At 45.8% G+C, this 6,098-nt stretch carries 8 protein-coding genes; 1 reads left to right on the forward strand and 7 read right to left on the reverse strand.

The annotated features are described in order from the left end of the window. Positions 1-109: 109 nt before the first annotated feature. The 3 genes from EKM70_RS11050 to EKM70_RS11060 form a co-directional block, all read right to left on the reverse strand. Positions 110-586, reverse strand: coding sequence for a hypothetical protein (locus EKM70_RS11050; RefSeq protein ID WP_125547789.1), 477 nt, complete (start codon positions 584-586; stop codon positions 110-112). Positions 587-1,177: 591 nt separating this feature from the next. After that, entirely contained in the window at positions 1,178-1,996 is an 819-nt protein-coding gene (locus tag EKM70_RS11445; protein ID WP_191985901.1) for an SHOCT domain-containing protein, read from the reverse strand. A 148-nt stretch (positions 1,997-2,144) separates the two neighbouring features. Further along, positions 2,145-2,732, reverse strand: coding sequence for a hypothetical protein (locus EKM70_RS11060; protein WP_125547790.1), 588 nt, complete (start codon positions 2,730-2,732; stop codon positions 2,145-2,147). Between the two features lie 417 nt (positions 2,733-3,149). Between EKM70_RS11060 and EKM70_RS11065 the strand changes: the two genes are divergently transcribed. After that, positions 3,150-3,407, forward strand: a complete 258-nt coding sequence (locus EKM70_RS11065; protein WP_057878814.1) for a hypothetical protein — start codon at positions 3,150-3,152, stop codon at positions 3,405-3,407. A gap of 83 nt (positions 3,408-3,490) precedes the next feature. Here EKM70_RS11065 and EKM70_RS11070 read toward each other — a convergent pair whose 3' ends face one another. The 4 genes from EKM70_RS11070 to EKM70_RS11085 form a co-directional block, all read right to left on the reverse strand. Beyond that, complete coding sequence (locus EKM70_RS11070) at positions 3,491-3,853, reverse strand: hypothetical protein (RefSeq protein ID WP_125547792.1); 363 nt, start codon at positions 3,851-3,853, stop codon at positions 3,491-3,493. A 211-nt stretch (positions 3,854-4,064) separates the two neighbouring features. After that, positions 4,065-4,319: a hypothetical protein gene (locus EKM70_RS11075; RefSeq protein WP_125547794.1), complete on the reverse strand. Its 255-nt coding sequence runs from the start codon at positions 4,317-4,319 to the stop codon at positions 4,065-4,067. A 63-nt stretch (positions 4,320-4,382) separates the two neighbouring features. Continuing rightward, positions 4,383-5,225 carry a DNA/RNA non-specific endonuclease gene (locus EKM70_RS11080; protein ID WP_125547796.1) on the reverse strand — a complete coding sequence of 281 codons (843 nt, stop codon included), beginning with the start codon at positions 5,223-5,225 and terminating at the stop codon, positions 4,383-4,385. Beyond that, the gene (locus tag EKM70_RS11085; RefSeq protein WP_125547798.1) at positions 5,225-5,896 is read right to left on the reverse strand and encodes a 2TM domain-containing protein; all 672 of its coding nucleotides are present in this window, start codon (positions 5,894-5,896) and stop codon (positions 5,225-5,227) included. The genes EKM70_RS11080 and EKM70_RS11085 overlap by 1 nt, the downstream gene beginning before the upstream one ends. Positions 5,897-6,098: the final 202 nt, after the last annotated feature.

Here is a 6,098-nt window from a genome sequence, read left to right on the forward strand (position 1 = left end):
ATACCGTGGTGAAGCCGCTTGAGTAAAGACGCTAAAATTATAGTATTTCATCTGTCAACTTGACAGGGACTAGTACAGTTTTACTGAACGTGTGGCACTTTTTTATTTATTACATGTGGATAATTGGTCCGAGGTTCTTAATATGTTTCGTTTTGATTGGTGGATTTTTTCGCAAATATTTAAATGCTTTCACTTTATCTTTTTTGTAATCTGAATATGGAGCATACATGAACTTCTTGCCCTGGCGATACCAGACTGATTCGTATTTGTGGGCCAAGATGTAACCATTGTGTTTTGTTCTTCCAACAACTCGGTAGGTATGCGCACTTAATTTCTTATATTTTAATTTTGTATTAATCATGAGTGGCCAATCTGAGAGACTAAGGACGAAAGAGTTCTTCTTTATCTTGAAGACAGCACCGAATCCCTGTACGTCACTGGTTCTTTTCATCTGATATGTCCCTCGTAATTCCTTTGGCGTGCCTTTGTGCCAACTAGAAGCATGTGCAGAAATAGTGCTAACTGAAACTGCTACAAATGAGACCATCATTAGTACAACAATTTTAAAAAACTTGTGTATTTTCATTGGAATGCTCTCCCATCTTCCTGGCCTATTTAACATTGACTCGACAACTAATTATAGCATAGGCAAGGAGTGGCAAGGTTGACAAAGCTAATCGTTGACGGGATTAGTATAGAGACGCTGTTCCCCGAAGTTGATACAGAAACAACGCTGCAGGGAGTGACGTACTTTTTGAAGGTGACACTGCCCTAAGAAGATGGCCAAGTCAATGACTGACTTAAAGTCGCCGTATTCTTAGCAACCTATATCTACAAAAATATGTAGACACGATGTGATTCATGGGATTGGAATTTTCAGAATCTAGTTATTTTAAAGTTCGTCAGTTGCAAGCCCCGATAGAGTTTCCCAGTCGCTAATTATGTTAGATAATTTACATTTCTTTGAAAAGCAGTTTTGGTGAAGTTTAGCTTCAGTATTTGTAATGCTTTAGTGGTAAAGATTGAATGAAAGAAAATGTTGTTTGAAATCGAAACTGGCTGGCAAGTCTCCAGTAAAATACCGGGAATCTGCCAGCCAGTTAACAGTCTAAAATGTCGTTTCAAATTTCAAATGCTATTTGTAGCCTAAGTAAAATTGTTATCAAGGCTACAAATCTTACAGCCCCAGCAACTGCTTCTTCTTAGTATCAAACTCTTCCTGTGTGATAATACCGTCATCCAAGAGACCTTTAAACTTGCGAATCTCATCAACGGGATCTTGCGTAGGGCTTGCCACGGCAGCCTGTGGTTGATGGGACAAAGCCACATAGTTATTAATTAAGTCGGCTGCTTGAAGAAAGTGTTGACGTAAAGCGTCACCAGTTAGGGTGATGGTGTTTGGCGATTCCTGAGGGGAGTCGGAACCAGTAGACCAGTAATTTTTGGCGGTGTTTTGAACCCCACCGGCCGCAATTTCAAAGTAACCGCTTAACATATGGTAGTCGACCTGAGCGTTGGTAATGTTGCTGTAGGGCATTCTGAAGACACCGCTCCCTAAGGTATGACCAGTCATGAAACCAGTTTTGATAATGGCAACTTGATCGTTGGTGGCAATCAGGTATTCCTTATTGGTTCCCCTAAGGGCAATCACGACAGAAGACCAGTCGATGCCAGACTTAACCGTAATTTTATAAGCCGCCATGACGGTTGCCTCTTGGTAAAGTTTGAGATTGGCGATAAGGTCGTCCTGCGTTGGCTCGGCAGGTTCCGCTTGTTTAGCTTCCTGATGATTGATATCGATTTTTTGGTGATTATCGATTAATGTTCTAATTTCTTGCACGGTGTAAGTGCCAGCGACGTCGGTAAGATGATCGATGTCTTCGGTCAGACCAACCTTCTTACAACAGTCGCCACAAAGTCGGCCGTCTACCAAATAGTTCATGGTCCAGAACTTTAATTTTTTACCACAAATACTGCAATTTCCGAATAGTGCCATCTTAAATCCGCATCCTTACTCCTAGGTTTAGTGATAATAACAACAATTATACAACGATAACTTTTAAAATAACAAGAAGCTCCGACCGATAAACGAGGGCAGGGCAGAAAAAACACCACTCGTCTAATCGAGTGGTGTTTTGCCAAAATTAGAAATTGTAGTTCCAGCTAGTAATGTAATGCCAAGAACCCTTCTTGTACTTGTAAGTCGTGATGTAATCGCCATGTTCCCAATCCCATTGGTGGTGCTTGGGATTGAAGGCTTTCAAATCGTTGTCAAAGATGACCTTTTTATATTGGGTAGGTTTGAAGTCGGAAAGGATCGAACTATCTTGGTCCTTGGAGTAAAAAGTATTGGCCTTATCCATCGTGAATTCAGTTGCGATGCGGTAGCCATGGAATGGCAGGTACTTGGTCATCTTGAACCAGCTCGTGTTGTTCCCACCCTTACGAACGGCGTAGGTGTACTTCTTACCAGAATTGAAACGGCCGGACTGGACAACCCAGCGCGTCGCACCCGTCCAGTGGCTCATCTTGTAGCGAGTTCCAGATTTAATGGTGTAAGTCTTGAGCTTCTTCGCCGTCGAATTCTGAATCTTATCGACCTTGACCGGCTTGGTTAGATCGACCCACTGTGCGTTTTTCCAGTGACTTGCGGCGTGTGCCGTGGTGGTTGATCCAACCACACCGAATACGGCTAATGCCATGGCGGTCATGATAAATGTTTGTTTTTTCATGTGTTTCCTCCCGGGATATGTACAGCTTTTAACGTCATCAGTTTTGGACGATTTGAGTCTCCACGGATCAGTATACCTTTTTTTAAAAACGCATCTTTGGCTGGTTCAAAGACGATAATGATTGCCGATCTGACAGTCAACGTGGTTGAGAAAATTGCGTAATCACCAGAGAAAATCAGTCAAGTCGAACAATAAGATAGATGTCGGCGTTCGTGATAAATTATCTCAATAATTAATTAGCATATTCATTATACAACGATTAGTTTTAACCGAGCAAAAAGATTACGGTACTGGGCCAGGGGAGTTAGTTTATAAATCGCTTTATCATTGGCGGTGGCCGTACAACCGATCTGCCGCGAGACGTGGTAAGCTAGCTCCAATTACTGAGACACTTGATGATTACAGGGGGTAATGGGGATGGAATTTGCTTTTAAGAACGGTATTCGGGGATTCAGTCAGCGGTTGCACGAGGTCATTGATCAACTTGATGACACGGATTTGGGACTCCTACAGGTCCTGCTAGATATTGCAGTTAATCCGGATCAAGAAATCACGTTCAAGGCAATTGGGGAACAGCTGGCGGTAACGCCTAAGGAACTCGATCATATTCTGATGCGACTCGAACATTTCGGGCTCATCACCTGGCAGGCCGATCCGGTCCAGGTAGCCAAATAAAGCAACGTCGACCCTGGTGAAGAGGTCGGCGTTTTCTTTCGATCAAAAAAGCGTAGAACAAAGTGTCTTGTTCTACGCTGGGTTTATTCGCGTTCGGCATCTTCAGCGAGTTCCAACCAGATAGTGAGTGGGGACGGAATGTAATCCGGCCAAATCTCCATCTTCTTGGCACAACGCTGTAAAACGTGGCTGACTCTGTCCTTGGCAAGGTCCTTGAAAACGGTCAAGGCCAGATCGTTGTCTTCCAGATCCGCCATGAGAGTGGGAACCGTGTGTTTCCACTCGTCTACCAAGTCTTGATAAATCACGATGCGCCGGGCTTGTTGGACCGTGTATTCCACACCCTTGGCATGCAGTTCCTTAACGAAACGGTCATATTCTTCGAAAACGGCCTTTTGTGCGCGTTCCCAATCGACCTTCGTAAACGTTCTATCTTCTACTTTCATTCTTTCGACCTCTTTATTCCCACGTAAATTTGTGAAAACTTATCGGATAATTATGTGAACCTTAAGAAATCGTGTCTTTACATAGTATAGCATTTTTCTGAAAAATAAGTAGTGACGCTTTCGTGAATGCGGCTAAATGGCGTGATGACGGTCTTCCACGGTAATCGCACGCAAAACAAAAGGAGCCTGAAATTCAGGCTCCTTTGCACGGCTAACAGCCGTTGATACGGCAGCGCTTATAGTGGTGCTTCTTGGCCCACTTGAGCGTGACGCGCTTGATCTTTCGTGCCCGGCGTAAACCGCGACAACCTTTTGAATAATGGTACTTTTTACCCTGGTAAGGGGCAATCCACACGCGTGACGAGCGTGCTTGGGCGATGGTGACTGGTGCGGCGAGGGGTTCGGCGACACTCCCAAGAGTGAAGGCAACCGCCACGACTGACAGTGTCCGTCGTAGGACTTTCATTATGTATCCTCCTGGAACTAAAAATTGACAGCTTTTTACGTCTTCAGCCATTGGACAAACGGCTTAGCTAGCGCGACTATACCCAGTGGCGTAATCGATGTGATAGCCGGGTTCAATGTTAAAGATATAGACGTTGAAGCGCACGGCATTACTGCCAATGGACTGGGCACGCATCTGCACGCCGCGCGCGACGAGTTCGTTGCCCTTAAAGATTGGCGTCACAGTGTAGCGGACGTAATTTTTACGACTGGCCTTGAGGTAGGTTGCAACGTCCATTTCGTTATGCAACATGCTGGGATTGTTCAGGGTTCGCGTCCCAGTCATAAGATTCTTCATATTGTTATTTTGTCCGGTAAATTGGTAACCGATCAGATGACTGCGGTTGTAGAGCCAGCCATGAGCCGTACGTTTGTTATGCCAACCGGTTGGGTCAACCGTGAGGGCCTCACGCTTACTCTTAGGCATCAGGGATTGGTTTAAGAGGGCAGCCGCACCAGTTACCCGATTCAAGCTATCCAAGTTGTGGTAGGTTTGCCAAGCGCCCTTAGCTGTCGACAGTTGGTGATGACTGAAGTGCGGATTGTTGCCATCAATTGTGATCTCTTGTTGGCCGTTGTAGGACAGGGTGGAGAGGTTTGTTTTTGCGGACTTCTTAGCCTTCTTATGGTGGGCTTCCTTTTTCAAGGCAGTCTGTTGCTGATTTAAGCGGGTCTGTTCGCGATCGAGGCGTTTCTTTTCCGCGACATTGGCCTTTTCAAGCTTAATGGCCTTCTTTTCTGGCCCGTTATCGCGGACGATCTTGGTTGAGCTAGACGTAGAATGACTGGCTTGTTGGGAACCGCACCCCCCAAGTAAGAGGGTGAGACCCGTAAGTATGTATAGGGTGAGACGAAATTTTTTGGACATTAGCGACGCGCCTTTCTATAGCCAGCGGCTTGGGCCTGAGCTTCGGTTTGGAAGTACACCGCGTTTTGACTATTCATGCGGTAACCGGCCTGGTCGGCTGTGTGGTAAATCTTGGAATTTCTATTGCCAATGATTTTGCCCCGCTGACTAGTATTCATGTTCCCCCGGTGCGTGTTATGGGAACTGGTTCTGGTTGAAGCAGCTTGGCTGGTCGCCGTCTCGGCTTTGCGGGCACTGGCAGCTTCACTTGCGGCCTTTTTCTGACTAGCCTTCTTGGCCTTGGCCACTGAAGCTGTGGAAGCAGCTAGTGAACTGCTCTGATCATCGAGGGCGTCGCTGGCCTTGGACTGTTGACTCGCTGAGTCGGCCAGGCGGCTGGACTCGGCCTGTGCCTTGGCTAGGCGGGCGGTGCCGACCTTAATGGTTTTGGTCTTGGGTGCAGCTGAGTCGCCCGTGCTCCCTAGGCCGCCGAATCCCGATAGAATGACCAATACCCCGAGAATACCGATGATCCAGTGGCGTTTTGTGGTCTTGAAGAAGGCCCACCAGACGCCATAACCGCCCAGCAGGAAACAAATTAATAGGAATATGATGACAATAACCTCCTCTGATCTCGTGATTTTCGGCTTTGGTGCGGCAGTTAAGCCCCACGGATAATTAAGCCGCCTCACTAATTTTAAGAGAAACGGTGAGCATGTGCAACCTAAAGTCTGATTTTTTTGTTAAGTTGGGGATAGAAATAAAATTTTAGGGGCCTTATCACGTGACGAATTGTCAAATCAAGTGCAACGTTTTCCCATAGAACACTTCAGATGGAGTTTTCCAGCCTAAGACCTTGCGTGGACGATTATTCAACTCTTTAACAAAGTTGCT

It is taken from the genome of Levilactobacillus lindianensis, assembly GCF_003946095.1.
In the GTDB taxonomy this organism is placed as follows: Bacteria; Bacillota; Bacilli; order Lactobacillales; family Lactobacillaceae; genus Levilactobacillus; species Levilactobacillus lindianensis.